Genomic DNA, 17,119 nt, shown 5'->3' with positions numbered 1-17,119 from the left:
AAAGCCTACGGACGACATGACAAAAGCCGGCCCGGCCGTTAACATGCACGCCGTCCATCGCGCCGCGTTTCGTTGCGGCCGACTTGTGTCTCAGTAGCTCAATTGGATAGAGCATCCCCCTCCTAAGGGGAAGGTTGGCAGTTCTTATCCGACATTGATTTTACTGCGCATTAGGAAGTCGCCGATTTTTGGGGGATGCAGCGTAGAAGCACCGAATTCCACTGCACATTGAGACAGCTTCTTTAAGCTACTGATTTTGCGTAGAATGTAGGTGTAGATAAGCGGTAAATGTGATGTCCTCTTAGTTCAACGGATAGAACGAGCCCCTCCTAAGGGCTAGATGCAGGTTCGATTCCTGCAGGGGACACATCCTTTCAGCGGTTTTCCCTTCGTATTGGCACTTCACGGATGGATTTCAACCTCGGGCCTTTTCTGGCCTGCTCCTGGCAAGCTTCAGCCCCTACGCTTTCCTTGCTGCATTCGTTCAGCCGATCCACATTTTTCTGATAGCTACCGTAGCGCACGTTACTGCAGCATGGCTGACTTCTTTGATCGAGCCCCAGTCCTCAACTGAACATGCATTCGATCTTGTAGGCCAGCGCAAATCATAAGGCTTCAGATCTTCTGCAATTTATAATTCGCCCCCTCGACCTAAAGCCGTCGATATTGCCTTGATCGCCGCTAGTCCTTCTGCCAGTACCGATGCACCGTCGAGCTAGCCAATCCAAGCCTCTGCGCCACCTCCGTTTGACTCAATCCTAAAGCTTTCAGCTCTCTCACTGCATCGGCATTCTGGGTATTGCCAGGTTTTCCCGGGGCTCTTTTTTTCAGTTCTTTGCCCACAAACTGGCTTCGGAAGAGCTCTTCTCCTCCCTCTGCTCTAAATGAGTCCAGCTGAGCGTGTGCTCGCTTTAGGGTTGCGTCAGTAGGCTCACCGTTCCGGATGGCGATGCAGAGAGCAATCAAAGCGACTGGATCGAACTGGAGAGCTTCTGCCAGCTCGGTGAGCTTCGAAAGGGTGATATTGCTCTCTCCCCGCTCCAGTTTCCCGATGTTTGCTTTAGCACTGACATCAGCCAAGTCGCCGTAGTCGAAACCTCGAACCGTCCGGATTGCCCTGATCGCTCCGGCTATCTCATTTTTGAGCGACATGATCTGCCCTAAAAAGTGAGGATAGAGCCATAGCGCTGATGTTCCGATAAACCACGTTTGGTGGTAGTATTGGAAAAATGAGCTGCTGACTCCTCAGAACTGTGTCGCGCAGTCATAGGTTCAGAGCCTTTTTAGTAGATGGCAGGTGGCGATAGCGACCTGAGCACAGAACATATCACATGTATTGCCAGAGGCTTTTTGATCGGATCTCGAAGTAGTTGACAGAAAGCCGAGACATGAAAGTTCGCGATTGGATCGACTTGGGGTCGATCACTGCACGGGAAGGAAACGCACCATGTTTATTTCAGATGAGTCTTGTTTGGTTGGTTTTCCGGGCTTCCCCGGGCCTGGCCGAACGGCTTGGCGCATGGTCGAGCGTGACTCGGAAGAGCTTTGGTATCACGTCCGTTTCCGCGTTCGTGAAGGAGGCAGATCGCGGGCTAAAAAGTGTATGCCAGCTGACAGCTCTGTTCTGGCTCACCTGCTATCGCAGCGGAGTCCAGATCACACAATTGAAGAGGTACAGGTGGTGACCGCGCCTCATATGAATGGCAGCGCATCTGACCGTATGGAAAAGCTTGTCAGCCTGGTCATGGGATACGACCAAGCCGGGGAGTGCGTCTTGCTCCATAAGGTCGCTAGCGGAGCCGTTTATAGCAGCGCTTCGGATTGCCTCGATGCTGGCTCTCTCACCGGCATTCGGACGATCTACGAAGATACGAAAACTGCACCTTCAGCAGTCCCGGAATTTGCTGAAAACTGACCAACACGGCGACCCCCTATGAAGCTTCAAATCTATTCAGATCTGCACGCCGAGTTCGCTCCGTTCGAGCCCGCCTCAATCGACGCGGACGTAGTCATTCTCGCCGGCGACATTGATATCAAATCACGTGGCGTGAAGTGGGCGAATGAGGTGTTCCAGTGCCCTGTGGTCTACGTGTGCGGCAATCACGAGTACTACCGGGGCCACATCGATAACACGCTGCGCAAAATGAAGGACGCGGCGATGCCTCATGTCTACGTTCTGGAAAATGAAGCTCTGATCCTTGATCAAACCCGGTTTTTGGTCACAACGGCGTGGACGGAGTACTCGTCGACCGGAGATGTCGTTGCCGCGAAACGCGTCGCTTGGGAATGGATGAACGACTTCACCGTCATCAGAACAGATGAGAGTTACCGCCGCCTTCGTCCCGATGACTTGATTGCTAAATCAAATGCAGCTTATGCCTGGCTCACACAGGAACTGGACAAGCCATTCGATGGCAAGACCGTTGTAGTTACGCATCACGCACCGGTGTTGGATCACGTGGAGGATGATCTTCCCGTACACCTGATCGCAGCCTACGCCAACGATTGGCCGGAGCTTCTGGGTAAGACTGATCTTTGGGTCTATGGGCACACTCACGTAGCAGCAAACTTCACCAAATGTGGATGCCATGTGGTTTCAAATCCTAGGGGTTACCCAGGGCAGATCACCGGTTTTAATCCTGATTTATTGATTGAGCTTTGATGCCAGTGACTGGTCAATGGGCAAGCTCACGTGGATGGTCGCGGTCGACGAGATGGAGTGTTTTTGATGGTGACGTTGGAAGAAATCTCGCAGCTGTTTTACGGCACAGGGGAAGAGGTACCTGGCTGGGAAGGCTCACAAGAAGACCTGATCGCGTTGACAGCAAAAGCGTTCCCTGGCAAAGCATTCTGCGTTGTTCGGCAGTGGATCTTGATCGACCTCACCGTGACGCCGGATGAAAAGGAAAAGCTTACGAACCTCGGTCTGCTACCCATGACGCTATTCGCTCACGAGATAGTCTTAGACAGTAAAGGCCGTTTCCAGCCCGGCATGTGGGTACGCAGTAACTTCGGAAAATCCTTCACCGAAGGCTGTATTTTTGAAACCAAAAATACGGCGTACCTGCTCCTTGCAGCCGGTCAAAGAAAAGAAGCAAGTTTAGCTGCCGCGTTTTCGATGTCCGCCGGGTGAGCGTTGACGCGGCAAATCACATCTCGAATAGTCTTGGAGCTTTGGCCGGATGCCTGAAGAAATTGCAGTAGAGATCCACGGTAAGGATGTAAGTGACTTTCAGCTGACTCGCTTGGTGCGAGCGAGCCATCGAAAATACAGCGTGCCAATTACTGCTTTCATCAGTGGTGCTTTCATCGCTGAAGATATGTGTGCAGGTGTTTCTTTTGACCACGTAGAGAAACACGAGGGATACCGCAAAGCAGATGGCGCCATTCTTCGAACAGGAAAAATTCACACCGTACGGAAAGAAGGGCGTTTCTGGCTGCTTGAAGCACAAGACGGAAATTACGTCATAGGTAGCTTTCTGCGGGGTGTTGGGCGGGTGAGTTTTCTTAAGTTTTTGCGCACCGGCGAGCGTATCTGAGTATTCAGTCAAGGAGCTCCGAAACCGCAATTCGGAGCCCTTCATTTGGTCGGCTCCATCTTGTGATTCTCCTCAGCTATCACGCGCACACCAAAGCGCCTGTAACTGGTTGTTGTGTTGCTAACAGCAGCCTCGCGTCCGAGAGATAAAAACCTCGATATTCGTTTCAGCCAGGCAGATTCGCCCGCGCCACCGGGTGAGAGATGAAACCCCCAATATTCGTCTGAGACCCGGTGTTGCGCGTCGCAGCAGCCCTGGAGCTGAGAGACAAAACCCTCGATATTCGTATCGGCCAGTTGATTCCGCCCGCGTCTCCAGGTGGGAGGTGAAACCCCCGATATTCGTCTGAGGCCTGGTGTTGCGGGCCGCAGCAGCCAAGGAGCCGAGAGATAAAACCCTCGATATTCGCTTCAGCCAGCTGATTCGGCCCGCGTCTCCAGGTGGGAGATGAAACCCCCGATATTCATCTGAGGCCTGGTGTTGCGGGCCGCAGCAGCCTCGCGTCCGAGAGATAAAACCCTCGATATTTGTTTCAGCCAGCTGATTCGGCCCGCGTCTCCAGGTGGGAGATGAAACCCCCGATATTCATCTGAGGCCCGTTGTTGCAGGCCGAAAAACAGCCACGTAGCGAGAGATAGGCATCAGAAGCTCCGTACGTCGTCGCTAAAAAGCCGTGGGCTTCCACTTCTTCGTTGTAGGCATTTACGGCTTTGCTGTTCTCTGCCAGCCATTGCTCGCACTGCTTCCTCCTCAGTGCCTCGGCCAGAGCCAGCTCAAATTGAATTTCCTCCTCACTCTGCATGGTGTTGCGTCCTCAGCCGCGATCACCGAGCTTACACTTAAGCAAACACCCCATTTTATATGGCCATTAAGACCGTTCCTGATTGCAACATTCCAGCCCGCACGGCTAGCCGCTTACGCGAAGAAGCGATTGCTTTACTGCTGATGGCACATTGAAAGTAGTTTTTGGTTCAATCTCAGAAGAGCTTGGTCAATTTCGACTCATCCCTCAGGCTGACGTGCTCAATAAAATTTTTGGAGCCTGTTAAAGGTTCGTAGGAGTTGAGCCGATTGGCATTTAGTAAGCCAATTTTTCGAGAGTGCTATGAGCGACAACGACCGTTTGAAATCCCGCCTCAACTTCAAGTCCTCTGAATTTTTCAGTTTTCCGGGCACAGACGAGCATTATCGTGCGACAGTCAAACTTACCCAGTCTCGACTCATACGTGTAACCCTTCACGACTTCAAAGCTTGCTTCACCATACAGCAAGCTTATGAGATCGCATCTGGTCTAATCAGAGCAGTACTCAATTCGGTTGATCACAATCACTCAAAGCTGGATAAGTCTAATATCCAGAGTGCTCATGATCATTGGGCTGCTCTCATTGAGCGCCATGAGCCGTTTGGATCACAGGAGACATCTGATTTGCTCCAAGTTGTGATGACTGGTAGAAATTTCTTAATTACAGGAGCCCTGCTTGATCCCGAGCCGATGCGGGAATTTAAGGATGGTGAAGAGGCTATCTATGATTTTCAGATCAGACTAGATGGCCAATACGTCTTAATGTGTTTTGGATGGGTTGGGTGGAGTCTCAGCCGAAGTGAAGCACAGTGGCTAGCGGAACAGCTTTGGACTGCGGTGTTTTTAGCAACAAAGCCTAAGGCGCAGATTAATCAGGAGTGCGCAGATGGAGTAAACGCGACCTGATACTTGTTGAGGCCGTACCTACCTCCATCCCAACGCACCAGGCCTCGCTCCGCAAGCGCGGCCTTAGCCTCTTGATGCCGACTATTGCTCGGGATCGTTGGGGCTTTAACAGCGTTTACGGCACGACGCGTGGCCAAGAGATCGTTGACCAAGCGTCCTTTCCCATCGGCAGGCAGTCGCGGAAGTCTGTCAGAAACAGCTGATTCAACTGTTTATATTGGTGTACTGTTAGGCAACTAATCACCTTGAGATTTTCCAATGTCTAAACTCGCAGAATTCCGCCAACTCGAAAAACACCTGGCCGAGCAGCTCCAAGCGCTCGAAGCTTTGAAAGGCGATGCTGGCCTTAAAAAAGAAATTGAATTTGAGTCCAAACTGCGCGCGTTACTGGCTGAATACGGCTACAGCTTGAAGGATGTGATCAACCTACTTGACCCGCAGGCGGGCCGTCGCGCTCCAGTTGTTGAGTCCAAAGCCGGCAGCCGTAAACCACGCCAAGTGAAGGTCTATAAAAACCCTCATACCGGCGAAGTCGTCGAAACCAAAGGCGGCAATCACAAGACGCTGAAGGAGTGGAAAGCACAGCACGGCGCCGCGACCGTTGAGTCCTGGCTGACCAAGTGATATAGGTTTGAGTACAAAAAAGGGCCCAGTTGAGGCCCTTTTTTGGAGATTGCATTTATGGAGATCCGATACCTTAAGGGCCTCTCAGAGATTTGAGTGCTTGCCTGTAACCGTGGCTAATGATCAGGATTCCGAGGTATCGCAGCGTGCTGAGTTAACGGTAGATTTTGTGCCCAGCCTCAGTTAACACCAACAGTCCTTTCTCGAAGTCGGTCTCTTTGAGCAGCATGTAATCGCCGTCGAAGGTTGACACCACAAACACGCCGAAACCGGCTTCGGTAAGTGGGCGGATTACCGAGAGGATGATGCCTGTCTCATCGAAGGCGAACGGGCCCACGAACTGAAAGCATCGCCAGTCTCGATCAACCTTTATTCCTTCAGGTACCCGTGATTGCAAGCATACGATCGATAGCTCCTCAGGCGAACGTGAGATGCTGACGAATCCTGCGCCATCAGCCCAAGACGGAAGCTTTTCGTCCCCTTGCAGTCGGGAAATGCTGTAGGCGTCGGGCAATACTTTCAGATTGATGCTTTTTGCGAGTTGCATAAGGTTCCTTAAGATTGATGAAGCGATCGTGTAATCGTTGGTGATTGCCCACCTGTGGCTGTAGGAATCTTGAGATTAGCTAGCACCATTTGCTAAGCGCTTGTCGCTGAGCACCAAGCCAATTCCTCCTAGTACCGCTAACGATGTCAGTGCTAAGCGAACGGTAAGCTGTTCACCCAAGAGGAGTACCCCAGCGAGAGACGCTAAGACAGGAACACTCAGTTGGATGGTTGCTGCTCGAAATGATGACAGCGAACGTATCGCCGCGTACCAGATTGCATAACCAACGCCTGAGGCAATCGTCCCAGAAGCAATGGCGCAAAGAACGCCCAATAAATCTATTGAAAAGTCTTGTACGAAGGGGATCGATGCCAAAAGCATCATAGGGATGGCTCGCAAGAAATTTCCTGCAGTCGATGCGAGTGGGTCGTTCGATTGCTTGCCGATTAAGGAGTATCCGGCCCATGCAATGCCTGACAACAGCATAATTCCAGCGCTACCAAGCGCAGGCGCACTTGTCCCGGGTAATAACAAGGCCACAAGACCTCCGATAGCAAGGAGTAGCCCTGCAATTGCGACTCCTTGCATCCTCTCGCCTTTGCAGTACCCGTAACCAAGCATGGTGAGTTGTACTGCGCCGAATAAAAGTAGCGCGCCAGTTCCAGTTTCTAAGTTCAAATATGCGTATGAAAAAGCGAATGCATAGGTGAACAGGGTGAAAGCACCAAACCAGGTTCCTGAGGGGCGGGACGTAGCATTTTTAATCGATAGAAGCACCCAAAGCATGATAGCTCCGCTCACCAGGCGTATTAGTGTGAAGGAGGTAGGATCAATTTCTGTATGACGAAGAGCAAGTCGGCAAAGCACCGAGTTGGCTGCAAAAGCTAGCATTGCTAAAGTAGTCAACAGGACTACTTTTTTGGCGCCTTTGAATAGCGATATATTAAGTATGTGCTGTGACACTAGCTGTTCCCCACAGTACGTATAGGTTACTACAGACTTATAAAGTTACCTCGCGCTTGGGGCTTCCAGCTTCTGCGGTCAGTAGCAGTTGTTCAAGCCAAGCGAAATTCATAAAATATATTGTTGGTTGCTATGATTAAGGCTACCGTTCAGTTGGTAGGCTTGCAACATAATTATCTGTGATTGTGTGATGTCAGTCGAATCCGGAGCCGCAGTGGCTACACCCTGGCGATCAGATCCATGTATGGATTGACGGCCTGGGAGAGCAGCGGCAGAAGGTTATTCCAGCCAGGTCATCCGTACCTCGGCATATGAGCGTCTCCAAGTGGAGACGCTGAATGTGCCGAAAAATGCTATGAAGTGAAACCGAGTACGCTAGCTGCCAGCATGATGGCAGCGACAATACCGACGATCGAGAACGCCTGTTGTAAACGAGGAACGGCCAGCTTGTGCGCTAGCTGCCTTCCCGCGATCAACCCTAAAACCGCACCGGCGGCAAACGGTACCGCTGCTTGCCAATACATAACGCCGCTGATAGCGGCTGCAATCACTCCGCCGATTGAAACCGATGCGATCACCGCAAGAGAAGTTGCGACAATACTTTTCATTTCCAGATTGGTGTATCGCGTCAGGGCCGGAATGATGACGAAACCGCCTCCGACACCCAGCAAGCCTGACAGTAAGCCCGACGTGAAACCGGTAAACGCCAATACTCGAGCACAGGGCAGCGTCCAGCGTAACCGCCCCTTTACCGGATTAAGTACGCAGGGCAACACCTCGCGTCGTGTAGCGGCACCGCCATTACGGATTTCCCGACTTGCATTGCGCAACATGCGCACGCTTGCGTAGATCAGCACCAACGAAAACACGAGTGCGAGAGGCTTGTTGGGAATGCGCTGAGCCAGGTGTAAGCCTAGCGGCGCAGCCACGATTCCAATCGATGATATGAAGGCAGCTGCTTTATATCGAACGACGCCTTGCTTCAATCCGAGCACAGCTCCGACGCCGGAAGCTAAAGCCACTGCTAGCAGCCCGACAGGGGCTGCTTGGGTCATTGATAAACCTAGACCGAAAACCAATACAGGAATGGCGAGGATTCCCCCGCCTGCACCAGTCATGGCTAGAACACCTCCAATGACCGCGCCAAGAACGACGGCCAGCATACTGTGCTCATCCATATTTTAATGCTCCGCCTGACTTACTTCCGTGTCAGCGAACCATTCGCGCCCTTTCAGCATGCAGTGCCAGTAGAAAGACGGGAGAATTCTCTCTTTAAGAAACCAGCTCAAACGAGAGGGTTTGCGCCCATCCACAAACCAGGTAGCAAACGTCGGCGCTAACTTTCCGCCATAGAGAAACTCGGCCAAGACAACTTTCCCACGCTCAACCGTAAGAGGGCAGGAGCCATAGCCGTTATACGCAGCTTGATGCTGTTTCATCCCTAGGTTAACCAGGACATTGTTCGCTACGACCGGCGCTTGTTTACGTGCAGCCGCCATGGTTTTCGCATTTGTGGTATTCACCACATCTCCTAGCGCCCAAACATTGGAAAATTTGCGGTGAGCCAAGGTCTTCGGATCAACGTCGACCCATCCCGCCTCATCCACTAGCGGGCTTGAGCGAATAAAGTCAGGAGCAACCTGCGGAGGCACGACGTGGAGGAGGTCAAACGACTCAATCACGGTCTGGGTGTTTCCATCTTTATCGGTACGTTCGAAAGTCGCCTGTTTGTTGGGGCCATCCACGGCAACCAGCTTGTGGCTGAATTTCAAGTCGACCGCATATTTTTCCATGTACGACATGAGGGCAGGGACGTAGTCGGCGACGCCGAATAGCACACCGCCGGAATTAAAAAATTGCGTTTTTATCTGCGCCTGGCGATCGTTTTTCAACCAGTGATCGCATGAGAGATAGAGCGCTTTCTGAGGCGCACCCGCACACTTGATTGGCATTGGCGGCTGCGTAAAGAGGGCCTTGCCTGATTTGAGTTCCTGGACAAGCTTCCAGGTGTAAGGCGCAAGATCGTAGCGATAATTAGAGGTTACGCCATTGGAGCCTAATGTCTCAGTCAGTCCTTTGATAGCCGACCAATCGAGCTTCAAGCCAGGGCAGACGACAAGCTGGTCGTACTGAATAACTCTCCCTCCATCGAGGACGACTGCATTGGTCTGTGGGTCGAAAGCAGTTACCGCTGCTTTGATCCACGTCACACCTCGAGGCATGACAGATGCCATAGTCCTTACAGTAGATTCAGCCTCGAAGACGCCTCCGCCGACCATAGTCCACCCAGGTTGATAGTAGTGCGCGTCAGCAGGGTCGATTAGTGCGATATCCAGATTCGGTTCTCGTGACTTCAGGCTGGCTGCGGTGGCAATGCCTGCAGAGCCGGCACCAACAATGACGATCTGGTGATGAGTCGTAGCCATGGCGTTAACGGTGCGTCCGCCATTGCTGATTCTGCGTGCAAGTGAAGAAACATCCACCTGTGCGCTTTTGGTTTTTTCGAGAATGGCGGACAGACTCTGCTTGCCTGCCTCAGAGAGCGCCCACAGCATCGCTGACCGGGTGCCAGTTCTACAGTAGGCAACCACAGGTCTCGACGCCTCCTTTAAAATTGCAACGAAGGAATCTACCGTTTCATCAGCGATGGCCGATGCTTGGGTGGGCAGGTAGTGAAACGTTATGCCTTCTGCTTCAGCTGCTTGGCGGATCGTTACATGTGTTGGCTGGTCGGTTGCCTCGCCATCCGGCCTGTTGCAGATGAGAGTACGAATCCCGAGCTCAGCCAGTTGCTTCACATCGACCACGGTCAGTTGCGACGCAATAGAAAAATCCGAACTTAATTTATAAGTATTCATATTATTTTCCGTTGATAACTACGCAAGGTTAAAGCGTTAAAGCGTGTTGAGCGGTATTTTCAGATAGCGGATACCATTCGTTTCTGGCTCTGGCATGTTGCCGCCACGCATATTGATTTGGACGGATGGCAGTATCAGCATTGGCATGTCGAGAGTTGCATCACGTGTTTCTCGCATGTTCACAAACGTATCTTCGCTTGTACCTTCGCGGACATGGATGTTTTCATGCTTTTGTGCTTTTACACTGGTGATAAACGCGAGCGGTCGGCCATTCGGACGATAATCGTGGCACATGAAAATGTGGGTTGATTCAGGAAGCGCCAAAATCTTATGTATTGACCGAAAGAGTGTTCTGGCGTCCCCTCCAGGGAAGTCGCACCTTGCTGTGCCGTAATCGGGCATGAACAATGTATCGCCCACGAACGCGAGACCTGCTTGTTCATCCTGGATAAGATAGGTCATACAGGCAGGTGTATGACCAGGCGTATGCAACGCTTGGGCGGTTAAGCTGCCAATATGAAACGTATCGTTGTCATCAAACAAAATATCAAACTGATCGGAACCGCTTTTAAGTTCATCCTCTGTATGGAACAAGTGGCTAAAGACTTTTTGAACGTCTTTTATTCTGTTTCCGATGCCAATCTTGCCGCCTAGCCGTTGTTTCAAATATTGAGCAGCGGTCAGATGATCGGCATGTAAATGTGTCTCAAGGATCCATTCGACGGATGCGCCCAGTTCCGTCACGCGTGCAACGATTCTGTCGGCTGATTCAGTTTTTGTGCGGCCCGATTTCGGATCGTAGTCAAGCACGCTATCGATAAGCGCACACTGCATGGTAGAGCGGTCAAGCAACAGATAGCTGAACGTCGATGTCGCTTCGTCAAAGAATTCTTCGACCAATATTTTTTCGCCGAAATACATTAGATAGCTCCTGAATAGCTGCTATGTCAGCAGTCTCAAGATCCATGCCAGTGTTGATCTTTCCATTGAACGCTCTAAACAGCGTGTTTCCTGAGTTTCCAGGGCGAGGTATCCGTGTCTGCCATTATTTTTGGCAGTTAACTGGCAGTCTGTGGCAGTATTTGGCAGTATTTGGCAGTAGGAAACATACGTGTTCGGGAGAAGATTATGAGTAGTGGGCTAATCGCTACGAGCAATGTAGATGTTCAAGCGTTGATTTCTTACCTTGAGCATGACGATAGACCCACCATCGTCCTGGATGTCGAGTACAACGTCATCGCCTCCAACAAGGCCTATCAAAGGCATTTTGGTGTTGAGGGAAAACCGCACGTTGGCTCCAAATGCTTCAAGGTTTCGCATGGCTATGCCGTTCCCTGCGATCAGGCGGGTGAGCTTTGTCCAATGCGCAAGGCGTTTAATAGCCATGCTGCGGAAAGGGTGCTGCATATTCACCACACTCCCCGGGGGCCAGAACACGTTGATGTTGAGCTTCGTCCCATTTTGGATCGCCAGGGCCAGGTAGTTGCTTACGTTGAAAGATTGATCACCGTAGACATAGCGTCTGCGCAGCCGCAAAAGCAGGGGCTAGTGGGCGTGTCGCCGTCTTTTAAACAAGCGTTGAGCGCGCTGCAGCGAGCGGCGCCTTCCCCGATTCCCGTTCTTTTGCAGGGTGAGTCGGGAACCGGTAAAGAGCTGTTCGCTAGGGCGCTCCATATGGGTAGTCCGCGCTCAAAGGCACCTCTGGTTGTAGTCGACTGCACCGGCCTTTCAGAGTCACTGTTCGAGAGTGAATTATTTGGCCATGAAAAAGGAGCATTCACAGGCGCGCTCAGTAAGAAAATTGGGCTTGCAGAGGCTGCGCATGGCGGTACGCTTTTTCTGGACGAAATAGGCGATGTACCTCTCTCCATGCAAGTCAAATTGTTGCGTCTAATTGAGTCTGGCAGTTTTAGACCTGTTGGTAGTTTACGGACGATCCATTCCGATTTCCGTCTCGTTGTTGCAACTCATAAACCTTTAAAGGATATGGTTGAACTTGGCACTTTTCGCGAAGACCTCTACTACAGAATCAGTGCTTTTCCTATAACGCTTCCGCCATTGAGAGAGCGTTTAGACGATTTGCCGCTGCTTATAGAAAGTCATCTAAAACGAATTGCACCTGGCAGTCGGGCTGAAATTGACGAGGAAGCATTGAAGCGCCTTATGCTGTATTCATTTCCGGGGAATGTCAGGGAGCTAAAAAATATTCTTGAACGGGCGCGTCTGTTCAGTGACGATGGGATTGTACGGGAAAGAGATTTGCCTACGAATGTAACTGGCTACGTCTCCCAGTACAAAACTACAAATAGAAATAGCAAGTCCCTAAAAAACCTTGCCCAGGTACTTAATGGGTTCGAGGGGTCGCGAGCAGATTTAGCCAAAGAACTGGGGATTAGTGAACGAACGCTTTATCGTCGGATTCAGGTTTTAGAAGGGAAATAGATGAGTCTTATCGGCGAGCAGTGTTGAAGGTGTTGATCTTGAGATAAAGCATTCGGGCGGACAAGAAAGCACAGCCCAATTAAGGGCTGTGCATATAATTAGCTTGAAGATTAGCCGCGTAACATGTTGAATTTCGCAAAGCCTTGTTCGAGGTCTTCGATCAGATCAGATGGGTCTTCAAGACCAATATGCAGCCGCACAAGGTGCCCATCAATTTCCCAGGACGTCGCACTTCTAACGGGTTTAGGATCTGCGATCATCGCCAAGCTTTCAAAACCGCCCCAAGAGTAGCCAATTGAAAACAACGATAGGCTATCCAAGAGTGCATCTGCCGCTGCTTGCGTGGAAGGTTTTGTCACGAAGGACAGTAAACCTGATGCTCCTTTAAAATCCCTTTTCCATAATTGGTGCTGAGGGTGAGACTCTAATGCAGGATAATAAACTGCTTCCACTTCCTCGCGTGTCTCCAGCCACTTGGCGACAGTCGTCGCGTTTTTGTAATGACGTTCCAGTCGCACATCTAGCGTCCTCATCCCTCGGAGCGCCAGCGTCACGTCATCCGGACTCGCAAACAATCCCATGTTGAAATGGAATCGCTTGAGGCTATCCCACGCACGCTTGGAGGCTGATACGGTACCAAGAACGGCATCTGAGTGACCGACGATATATTTCGTGGCAGCCATGATGGATAGATCGACACCAAGTTCCAGTGATGGAAAGTAAAGCGGGGTACCCCAAGTGTTGTCTGTAATAACCAGGATGTCATGTTCATGGGCAACCTTGGCTATCGCAGGGATGTCTTGTAATTCCAGAGTCAAGGAGCCAGGAGATTCGGTATAGATGGCTTTAGTGTTTGGTTTGAGGAAATCTACGATGCCGGCACCTATTGTCGGGTCGTAAAACGTGACCTCGATTCCAAGGCGTTGACCCACCTGCTCACAAAAAGCCCTTATCGGCGAATACACGTTGTCGGCAATGAGCAGGTGATCCCCAGCTCCCACCACCGACAGTATGGCAGTCGTACATGCCGAGAGCCCCGAGGGGCAAAGAACCGTGCCTTCCGCTCCCTCCAGCTGCTGGAGGGCCTGAGTCAATGCTTCCGTCGAGGGGTTGTTCCACCGGCCATACGTATATTTTTGGCGGCCCTCACGCATCGACTCACACGTAGGGAACGCCACAGTGGAACCCCGGTAAACCGGTGTATTAACGAAGCCATGATGTTGATCAGGCTCGATAGAGGCGTGGGCGAGTAGGGTTTGCACGTTTTTATATTTTTTCATACCGGCTTCCAATTCTAGCGTTTGGTGAGATTTGGCTACGCACTAGTTACCGCAGGTTCAAGATTAAAATGCCATTTTCATTAAATGTCTACCACAAGGTTGGCATGTAGGTAAAACTCTTTAAAAAACAAGACATTAAAAATATTTAAAAAATAGAGTTTGCATGGCTACCATGTGAATGGTAGGTTTTTTGTGTCTTGGGATTTCGCTACCTGGTCGACCGAAAAGCGATGATCTGAGCGTGTTGTGGCATTGGGTGGGAGAGGTTTAGAGTCTTTGACGACATGGGAGCTCAAGGCTTCTCTCGCACTTCCCGTTTGGAATGGGAAGAAGAAAGTTAAGTTTGCAAGGGATAAGAACAAAAACTGCAAATTAATCGCTTGGGTGAAACATGAAAAAACAAAAAATACAATCTCTCTCAACAGTTCAGTGTGGCAGCGAACTAAAAGATAGATCGAACTGGCTTGATTCTCATGAAAGCGGATATTCAAAGCATTTAAAGAAACGTCATGTACAAATGATGGCGCTAGGTGGAGCCATCGGTACAGGTCTGTTCCTGGGGGCTGGGGCCAGACTGCAAATCGCGGGGCCTGCACTTGCGGTGATTTATTTGGTTTGTGGGATATTTGCCTTTTTCATTTTGAGGGCACTGGGTGAGCTAGTGATGCACCGTCCAAGCAGTGGAAGTTTTGTATCTTACACCAGGGAGTTTATGGGTGAGCGTGCCTCTTTCGTTGCAGGATGGATGTATTTTGTAGTTTGGGCGTTAACAGGTGTTGTTGATATAACCGCCATTGCTATTTATATGAAGTATTGGAGTATATTTTCGGATGTCCCTCAGTGGGTATTCGCGCTAAGTGCTTTGGGTGTAGTGACATTGATGAACATGGTCGGTGTCAAATGGTTTGGTGAAATGGAGTTCTGGTTCGCGGTGATAAAGGTCGCCGCTATCAGTATTTTTTTGGTGATCGGGTCGTTCTTTTTTGCTACTGGGCATGAGGTGGCAGGACATATTCCTGGCTTGCATTTGATCACGGATAACGGGGGGATATTTCCTCATGGGCTTTTGCCAGCAATCATCATCGTGCAAGGCGTCATCTTTGCTTATGCGAGCATAGAGTTGGTGGGGACTGCTGCTGGCGAGACGGCGGATGCAAGAAAAGTTATTCCCAAAGCCATTAATGGGGTGATCTGGAGAATAAGTTTGTTTTACGTGGGCTCCGTATTTCTGCTTGTTACTGTGCTCCCTTGGACAGCCTATAGCGCTAACGTCAGTCCTTTTGTAACTTTTTTTGAAGCACTTGGTGTACCTGGCATTGGCTCCGTAATGAACATTGTTGTAATGACAGCGGCGCTCTCAAGTCTCAATTCAGGTTTATACGCCACTGGGCGCGTGTTGAGGTCACTTGCGATGGGTGGGTCAGCGCCAAAAATGTTTAAACGCATGAGTAGTCAAGGGGTACCCTATATGGGGATCTTGGTCACCATGGGGATTAACGTATTTGGTGTTGTACTGAATTTCTTGATCCCCGCGCAATTATTTGAGCTCTTACTGAACTTAGTATCGCTGGGGATTCTTTCGACTTGGGCATTCATTGTTTTATCGCAAATAAATTACCGTCGTGCTGTAAAAAGAGGTGAGGTCGAAATGGTCTCATTTAGAATGCCTGGAGCGCCGTTCACCTCTTGGCTAACTCTTGTTTTCTTGCTTGTGGTATTGGTTCTCTTGGCGTTCGATTATCCCAACGGAACTTACACCGTTCTTTCTATACCGTTAGTCGCCGGTGCACTGATGCTGGGTTGGTCGAAGGCCGTCCGTTCCAAAGCTAAAGGTTCGGAAGAAATTAAAAGCGATCCTAGCCACGTAGGGGCCTAGCTTAATAGAGATGAGAGGTCGTTTTACAGCGTCCTCTCATCTCTAGAGTTGAACTGTTGCCTTAAGACAGCTAATATGCATTCATTAAAAACTCTAGGTAAGCTTTATGAGTACGCGTTCCGACCTTTTAACCACCGCCGAGTTATTGCTGCGCACCAAAGGCTACGCTGCATTTAGCTATGCCGATCTGGCTGATGAAATTGGCATAAAAAAGGCGAGCATTCATCATCACTTCCCTACAAAGGAAGGGCTCGGAATCGCTGTTATTGAGAGTTACCTATTCAGATTTTCCAAGAATTTAGAGTCAATAAACGAAGAGAGTCATGATGTAGTAGGTCGGCTAAAAGCATTTGCCGAGCTTTTTGTCGATAGCTCGGATAACGGCATGTTGCCACTTTGCGGTGCGCTTGCAGCTGAGCTGTCTGCGCTGCCAGAAAGCCTTAAGGAGTTGACTAAGAAGTTTTTTGAGATTCATATTTCTTGGTTAGAAAGTAATCTAGTCATAGGTCAATCCCAAAAAGTTATTAAGGCAGATCTCAACCCGAAAGAGGTTTCAAGAGCGATCTTGAGCTTGCTTGAAGGCAGCAGTTTTGTTTCCTGGGCACTTAGCGACAAGGTGGTTGATCAGTCTGGGTTTAATTTGATTTTGCAAAATATTATCGTTTCCTAACTCGCGCTCAGGATTTTATCTATAGTTCCACTCCTCCGTGGGACGCACTTTGCACGGACGGCAGTGTAGTTGAGTTGACGCAATGGCAGCCCCTGCATTTCCTGACGCAATGAGTACCACACCTAGCCAAGACGGATTATCCCGTTAACGCTTCGACGGCCCAGCTGATCGAGGTTTTCCGTTGGGCTGTACAGCATCGCAGGTGGGAGGGGGAGTATTCCAATTATCACGCGGCGACGGAAAACCTCATGCGTCTTGGCGGTTTCGGTCTCCGGCATGCCGCCTATGAAGGCAAGAAAGCCCCCAAAACCAGAAGTGCACATCCTTACTCAGGGGAACGCTTCGCGTCACTAAGGCGAGGAGCCGTATGCGATAGTTCCGCACGGATCTGCGGAGGAGATGGCAGCTAACTGCCATTTCCAGCGCGACCTTTAGAGATATAGATCCATAGGATTCACTACTACTCCTATAGATTGACCAGCTACCTAAGTGAAGCCACCGCATCGGAGCCAATACCACCGACCCGAATCTTAGTTTCTTTGGAAGCCACTTGATATTTACCCACGTGATCGGCGCCGTCAGCAGCCAAACCTTTTGCTCCGACATGATCGG

Annotated in this window: 17 protein-coding genes and 1 tRNA gene; 10 read left to right on the top strand and 8 right to left on the bottom strand. The window is 50.4% G+C overall.

Features of this window, described 5'->3' with window-relative positions; genetic code table 11:
- Positions 1–295 precede the first annotated feature (295 nt).
- Positions 296–367: transfer RNA gene (locus PMI31_RS26665), tRNA-Arg, on the top strand.
- Positions 368–681: 314 nt separating this feature from the next.
- On the opposite strand, the gene PMI31_RS26660 is transcribed toward PMI31_RS26665, so the two are convergent.
- Positions 682–1,152: a helix-turn-helix domain-containing protein gene (locus tag PMI31_RS26660; RefSeq protein ID WP_008022751.1), complete on the bottom strand. Its 471-nt coding sequence runs from the start codon at positions 1,150–1,152 to the stop codon at positions 682–684.
- 295 nt (positions 1,153–1,447) lie between these two features.
- On the opposite strand from PMI31_RS26660, the gene PMI31_RS26655 reads away from it, so the two are divergent.
- The 4 genes from PMI31_RS26655 (at position 1,448) to PMI31_RS30415 (ending at position 3,539) form a co-directional block, all read left to right on the top strand.
- The gene (locus PMI31_RS26655) at positions 1,448–1,915 is read left to right on the top strand and encodes a hypothetical protein (RefSeq protein WP_052037670.1); all 468 of its coding nucleotides are present in this window, start codon (positions 1,448–1,450) and stop codon (positions 1,913–1,915) included.
- A gap of 18 nt (positions 1,916–1,933) precedes the next feature.
- A complete protein-coding gene (locus PMI31_RS26650) occupies positions 1,934–2,662 on the top strand; it encodes a metallophosphoesterase family protein (protein WP_008022749.1) in 729 nt (242 codons plus the stop codon).
- Between the two features lie 66 nt (positions 2,663–2,728).
- Positions 2,729–3,133, top strand: a complete 405-nt coding sequence (locus PMI31_RS26645) for a DUF6957 family protein (protein WP_008022748.1) — start codon at positions 2,729–2,731, stop codon at positions 3,131–3,133.
- A 49-nt stretch (positions 3,134–3,182) separates the two neighbouring features.
- Positions 3,183–3,539, top strand: coding sequence for a hypothetical protein (locus PMI31_RS30415; RefSeq protein ID WP_081500358.1), 357 nt, complete (start codon positions 3,183–3,185; stop codon positions 3,537–3,539).
- 532 nt (positions 3,540–4,071) lie between these two features.
- On the opposite strand, the gene PMI31_RS31520 is transcribed toward PMI31_RS30415, so the two are convergent.
- A complete protein-coding gene (locus PMI31_RS31520) occupies positions 4,072–4,341 on the bottom strand; it encodes a type II toxin-antitoxin system CcdA family antitoxin (RefSeq protein ID WP_008022744.1) in 270 nt (89 codons plus the stop codon).
- A gap of 303 nt (positions 4,342–4,644) precedes the next feature.
- Between PMI31_RS31520 and PMI31_RS26630 the strand changes: the two genes are divergently transcribed.
- Entirely contained in the window at positions 4,645–5,247 is a 603-nt protein-coding gene (locus tag PMI31_RS26630) for a hypothetical protein (RefSeq protein ID WP_008022740.1), read from the top strand.
- A gap of 258 nt (positions 5,248–5,505) precedes the next feature.
- Complete coding sequence (locus PMI31_RS26625) at positions 5,506–5,871, top strand: histone-like nucleoid-structuring protein, MvaT/MvaU family (protein WP_008022738.1); 366 nt, start codon at positions 5,506–5,508, stop codon at positions 5,869–5,871.
- 154 nt (positions 5,872–6,025) lie between these two features.
- On the opposite strand, the gene PMI31_RS26620 is transcribed toward PMI31_RS26625, so the two are convergent.
- The 5 genes from PMI31_RS26620 to PMI31_RS26600 form a co-directional block, all read right to left on the bottom strand.
- Complete coding sequence (locus tag PMI31_RS26620) at positions 6,026–6,418, bottom strand: ACT domain-containing protein (protein WP_008022736.1); 393 nt, start codon at positions 6,416–6,418, stop codon at positions 6,026–6,028.
- A 75-nt stretch (positions 6,419–6,493) separates the two neighbouring features.
- Positions 6,494–7,324 carry a DMT family transporter gene (locus PMI31_RS26615; RefSeq protein ID WP_443217038.1) on the bottom strand — a complete coding sequence of 277 codons (831 nt, stop codon included), beginning with the start codon at positions 7,322–7,324 and terminating at the stop codon, positions 6,494–6,496.
- A gap of 410 nt (positions 7,325–7,734) precedes the next feature.
- Positions 7,735–8,559: a sulfite exporter TauE/SafE family protein gene (locus PMI31_RS26610; RefSeq protein ID WP_008022733.1), complete on the bottom strand. Its 825-nt coding sequence runs from the start codon at positions 8,557–8,559 to the stop codon at positions 7,735–7,737.
- Between the two features lie 3 nt (positions 8,560–8,562).
- Positions 8,563–10,239 carry a bifunctional protein tyrosine phosphatase family protein/NAD(P)/FAD-dependent oxidoreductase gene (locus PMI31_RS26605; protein ID WP_008022730.1) on the bottom strand — a complete coding sequence of 559 codons (1,677 nt, stop codon included), beginning with the start codon at positions 10,237–10,239 and terminating at the stop codon, positions 8,563–8,565.
- Between the two features lie 36 nt (positions 10,240–10,275).
- Positions 10,276–11,160: an MBL fold metallo-hydrolase gene (locus tag PMI31_RS26600; protein WP_008022727.1), complete on the bottom strand. Its 885-nt coding sequence runs from the start codon at positions 11,158–11,160 to the stop codon at positions 10,276–10,278.
- A gap of 207 nt (positions 11,161–11,367) precedes the next feature.
- On the opposite strand from PMI31_RS26600, the gene PMI31_RS26595 reads away from it, so the two are divergent.
- On the top strand, positions 11,368–12,681 hold the full coding sequence (locus tag PMI31_RS26595; protein WP_008022726.1) for a sigma-54 interaction domain-containing protein: 1,314 nt from the start codon (positions 11,368–11,370) through the stop codon (positions 12,679–12,681).
- Between the two features lie 110 nt (positions 12,682–12,791).
- On the opposite strand, the gene metC is transcribed toward PMI31_RS26595, so the two are convergent.
- Positions 12,792–13,961: a cystathionine beta-lyase gene (metC, locus tag PMI31_RS26590; protein ID WP_008022724.1), complete on the bottom strand. Its 1,170-nt coding sequence runs from the start codon at positions 13,959–13,961 to the stop codon at positions 12,792–12,794.
- Between the two features lie 391 nt (positions 13,962–14,352).
- Between metC and PMI31_RS26585 the strand changes: the two genes are divergently transcribed.
- Together PMI31_RS26585 and PMI31_RS26580 are read left to right on the top strand one after the other, a co-directional pair.
- Positions 14,353–15,837: an amino acid permease gene (locus PMI31_RS26585; protein WP_008022723.1), complete on the top strand. Its 1,485-nt coding sequence runs from the start codon at positions 14,353–14,355 to the stop codon at positions 15,835–15,837.
- 106 nt (positions 15,838–15,943) lie between these two features.
- Positions 15,944–16,507, top strand: coding sequence for a TetR/AcrR family transcriptional regulator (locus PMI31_RS26580; RefSeq protein WP_008022721.1), 564 nt, complete (start codon positions 15,944–15,946; stop codon positions 16,505–16,507).
- The last annotated feature ends 612 nt before the right edge of the window (positions 16,508–17,119 follow it).

The organism is Pseudomonas sp. GM55, assembly GCF_000282395.1.
In the GTDB taxonomy this organism is placed as follows: Bacteria; Pseudomonadota; Gammaproteobacteria; order Pseudomonadales; family Pseudomonadaceae; genus Aquipseudomonas; species Aquipseudomonas fluorescens_CC.
This window is presented reverse-complemented; position numbering and strand designations above follow the sequence as displayed.